The sequence below is a fragment of the Streptomyces sp. NPDC059900 genome, assembly GCF_050270335.1.
Taxonomy (GTDB): domain Bacteria; phylum Actinomycetota; class Actinomycetes; order Streptomycetales; family Streptomycetaceae; genus Streptomyces.
In genome coordinates, this window is sequence record NZ_JBNNJZ010000688.1 from 1 (window position 1) to 3,966 (window position 3,966).

General features: G+C 72.0%; 4 protein-coding genes. 2 read left to right on the top strand and 2 right to left on the bottom strand.

The features are described from left to right. Positions 1 to 102: 102 nt before the first annotated feature. Positions 103 to 939 (bottom strand): DMT family transporter, encoded by an 837-nt coding sequence (locus tag ACQKIP_RS42035; RefSeq protein ID WP_365856808.1) that lies wholly within the window; start codon positions 937 to 939, stop codon positions 103 to 105. Between the two features lie 113 nt (positions 940 to 1,052). Between ACQKIP_RS42035 and ACQKIP_RS42040 the strand changes: the two genes are divergently transcribed. Together ACQKIP_RS42040 and ACQKIP_RS42045 are read left to right on the top strand one after the other, a co-directional pair. Continuing rightward, positions 1,053 to 1,628: a helix-turn-helix domain-containing protein gene (locus ACQKIP_RS42040; RefSeq protein ID WP_365856806.1), complete on the top strand. Its 576-nt coding sequence runs from the start codon at positions 1,053 to 1,055 to the stop codon at positions 1,626 to 1,628. A 70-nt stretch (positions 1,629 to 1,698) separates the two neighbouring features. Continuing rightward, complete coding sequence (locus ACQKIP_RS42045) at positions 1,699 to 2,943, top strand: MFS transporter (protein WP_365856804.1); 1,245 nt, start codon at positions 1,699 to 1,701, stop codon at positions 2,941 to 2,943. Between the two features lie 16 nt (positions 2,944 to 2,959). Here ACQKIP_RS42045 and ACQKIP_RS42050 read toward each other — a convergent pair whose 3' ends face one another. Then, complete coding sequence (locus ACQKIP_RS42050) at positions 2,960 to 3,460, bottom strand: hypothetical protein (protein WP_427745412.1); 501 nt, start codon at positions 3,458 to 3,460, stop codon at positions 2,960 to 2,962. Positions 3,461 to 3,966: the final 506 nt, after the last annotated feature.

Sequence of the window (3,966 nt, forward strand, 5' to 3'; positions counted from 1 at the left end):
CTTCCCCTCCCCCGCACTGGTCACCCCCCCCCCTCCGGCCGCTGGCGGCGGACCCTGCCCCCATGCGGGCCCCCCCCGGCCAGGGTCGTGCCCCGCGCGGTGTCAGGTCAGGGCGAGGAGGCTGACGGCCACGGCCGCGGTGCCCAGGCCGATCAGTTGTCCGCGGTGGATGCGTTCGGCCAGGACACTGCGGGCGAGCAGGACGGTCCCGGCCGGGTACAGGGCAGTGATCACGGCAACAACGGCCAGGTCGCCGCTGCGGGCGGCGAACAGGAACAGCAGGTTGGCCACCGAGTCCAGCACCCCGGCGGTGGCGGATATGGCGTAGGCGGGCTTCTCGGCGCCCAGTCGCCGGTTCATCAGCGCTGCGGCGGCCAGAGTGACGGCGGAGGAGACGGCGCGGCCGACGAGAAGCGGGGCGACGCCGCTGTCCGCGGGCGCCTGGTGCAGGAAAACCAGCTGCAGGGCGATGGCGGCGCCTGCACCGAAGGCCAGCAGGATCGCCGTACGCGAGGGGCGGGCGTTCTTCGCGCCGTGCCCGGCGCTGACCAGTATCACCGCCGCAAGGGCCAGCGGCAGGCCGATCAGCCCGGCCGGGCCGAGGTGTTCTCCCTGGAGCAGCCCGACGCCGACCGGCAGCATGGCGGAGACCAGAGCGGTCACCGGGGAGAGCACGTTCATCGGGCCGATCGCCAGGGTCTTGTAGAGCAGGGCGAACGCCGCGGCCGACGCGACACCGGAAGCCGCGCCCCAGCCCAGGGCGGCGGGGCTGAAGGAGGCTCCGAGGACCGGCCACAGCAGCAGCTCGACCACGAGGGAGGCCGGGGCGGCGATCATCACGGTGCGCAGGACATGGGCCTTGCGGGCGCCGAGACCGCCGAGGAAGTCGGCACATCCGTAGGCCAGGGAACTGCCCAGGGCCAGCAGCAGAGCGAACACGGCACATCCTTTACTATCAGTGGAACGACTAGAACGTACAACAAAACGACCGCCAGATGTCAACCGAACGACCGCGTGGTCCAGCAGACCGGACCACGAAGAGGGGTGGAGTGATGGCCGAAGCCGAAGCGGCTCTGCGGACGCTCGCGCACAACGTCAGAGCCGCGCGCACCCGCGCGGGACTGTCCCTGGACGAGCTCGGGCGGCGCGCCAAGGTGAGCAAGGGCTCGCTGTTCGCGCTGGAGAAGGCCCAGGGGAACCCGAACTTCGCCACCCTGGTCCGGCTGGCCGACACCCTCGGCGTCCCGGTGTCCGCCCTGATGGAGGGGGCCGCCCAGGAGCGCGTCCGGGTCGTGTCCAAGGACGCCGTGATGCCGCTGTGGGCGGGCCCGCAGGGCAGCGAGGCCCGGCTGATGCTGACGACCTCCGGGCCCGCCCCGGTCGAGGTCTGGCGCTGGCAGCTCCGGCCCGGCGACGAGTACCCCAGCCACCCCCACCAGGCCGGTGTCGTCGAGACCGTCAGCGTCACCGAGGGGCGCATGATCCTGGTCGTGGACGGCGTCGAGCACCCCGTCGGGGCCGGCCAGACCGCCACGTTCGACGGCGACGTGACCCACACCTACCGCGGCGACGGCGACGGAACCTGCCATCTGATCATGACCGTGCACCTGCCGCCGGGCCCCGCCTGACCGCACTCCCTCCCGTCCACCTCAGCCATCTCGAATCATCCGCCTCGAAGATCAAGGACAACCGAGGTCCATGTCTGATCCCTTGAAAGAATCCGTACTCCGCGCCCCCGGCATACCGCAGCTGCTGATCGTGGTGCTGTTCTGCTTCTCCGGATTCGCCCTCCTGCTGCCCGTCTCCCCGGCGTGGGCCGTCAGTGGAGGAGCCGACGAATTCGGCGCCGGACTCGTCACCGCCGTCCTGATGGCCACCACCGTCCTGGCCCAGTTGTGCGTCAGAAGGGCGCTGCGCACGCTCGGCTGGACCCGCACCCTGATCCTGGGCTCTCTCCTGCTCGGCCTGCCCGCCCTCCTGCAGGCCCTCAGCAGCCACCTGGTGCCCGTGCTGCTGACAACCGCCCTGCGCGGAGCGGGATTCGGCATCATCACCGTCTGCGGCTCGATCGCCGCAGCCGCCCTGGCCCCGCGCGGACGCCAGGGAGCGGCCATAGGCCTCTACGGCCTGGCCATCGCCGTCCCCCAGGTCATCCTCACCCCCGCGGCACCCTGGCTGATGGGCACGATCACCCTCCCCGCGATCATCGCGTGCGGCGTTCTCTCCGTCCTCGCGCTGCCCTGGATCCCGGCCCTGGGCCGCGCCGTCGAGACCCGCACGGATACTCCGCCGCCCGGGCCCGACCAGCCGCAGCAAACCACCCCGGCGATCACGGCGCTCCGGCGCATCCTGCTCCCGCTCACCGTCCTGCTCCTGGTCACGGCGGCAGGCGGCGCGGTCCTCACCTTCGCCCCGCAGTTCACCAGCACGCCCGCACTCGCCGCGGCGAGCCTGCTCGCCCTCACCGCCACCTCCGCTGTGGCCCGCTGGGGCTGCGGAGAACTGGCCGACCGGATCTCCCTGCGGCCCATCACCGCCACTCTCGTCTCGGCCGGCTGCGCAGGCCTGGCACTGATCGCCCTGGCCATCGGCTCGGACGGCGAGCGCGTCCCCCTCCTGCTGACCGGACTGCTCCTGCTGGGAGCCGCCTACGGAGGGCTCCAAAGCCTCACGCTGGTGCAGGCGTTCAACCGTGCCGGCCCCGAGAACCGGCACATCACCTCGGTGGCATGGAACATCGGCTACGACTCCGGCACCGGGCTCGGATCCCTCGCCCTGGGCCTGGCGGCACAGGCCGCCACCTTCTCCGCCGGTTTCACCATCATGTCCGCAGGGATGGCAGCCGCGGCCCTCGCGGTCCTCCTCTCCGGTGCGCAGCCGTCTCGCGGCTCTTCAGCGACCGGCCGCCCTCGCGCGCGGGGCAGGTCGCGGGTCCGGCGTTAGGTGGCGCAGGGACACGTCAGTCCGGCCGGTGTTCCGGGCCTCCGAAGTCCGGGCTGGTGAAGTCCGGGCTGGTGTATCTCGGACGGGGGGACGAATCGGGATCGGGGCGGTCGCCGGGGGCCGAAAAATCTGGACGGTGGTAGCCGAGAGCCGGCAGTCGGCCGCTGGGGGCGGAGGGCCCGCCCGCCGGAGCCCTGGCAGGGTCGAGCGCCTCTCGCAGGAACGGCACGATGCCGCGCTCCAGGAGGGCTTCCCGCCAGGCATCTCTGGCACGCTCCACCTCCTCGATCTCGCCGTAACCCGGGTCCTCTTCGGTCTGCCGGTCACGACGGCGCACCGCGGTGACCAGCAGAATAGTCACGCAGACGACGATCGCGCCCACGGCCGCGGCTGCGAACAGCCATCCTGCGCTGATCATGGTTCCGGCGACAGCCGATTCGGCGCGGAACATCTTGAGGACGAGGCCGACGAGAAAGAAGATCACGGCCGCGGTTCCGGAGAGAACGGGGGCGAGCACGGCGAAAACGGCGAAGGCACCGGCTCCCTGCGGCTCGGCCGCTTCCGCTGACAGTGACGCGCCCGTGCCCGGCCGCGGGCGAGCGGGTGGGCGTACGCCCGCTGACTGCTCAGGCGTATGCGGCGTTGGTGCTCCCGTCAGCGGTTGTGGGCGTACGCGCAGTGGTTCCGGGCGTACGCGAAGCCCGAGCAGCGCTGCCAGCAGACGGCGGCCGTAGGACATCGCGGACCACCGCTGCGGAGCAACTCCGTCGCTGCCCCGGCTCCCGCCCGCTCCTGCGGAACCGAGCACGGCAGCACGGAACCGACGGCCCCGACCGGTCGGGGCAGGTTGGCCGGTGGTTGCCAGTCCGGTACCGGAGCGGGAACCGGCCGCGGAGGCCGGGCCGGTGGACGGGCGACTGCTTCTCACGGACGCGTACGGGGCCCCGGAGCTGCGGAGTTCTTCACGGACCCGCACATAGTGCTCGTACTCGGTCGCGGCGGCACTCGCGATCAGGGCGGTTG

Excerpts from the sequence above, each read along its gene's own strand:
- ACQKIP_RS42040 (WP_365856806.1), top strand. The coding sequence starts at position 1,053 with ATGGCCGAAGCCGAAGCGGCTCTGCGGACGCTCGCGCACAACGTCAGA.
- ACQKIP_RS42045 (WP_365856804.1), top strand. The coding sequence starts at position 1,699 with ATGTCTGATCCCTTGAAAGAATCCGTACTCCGCGCCCCCGGCATACCG.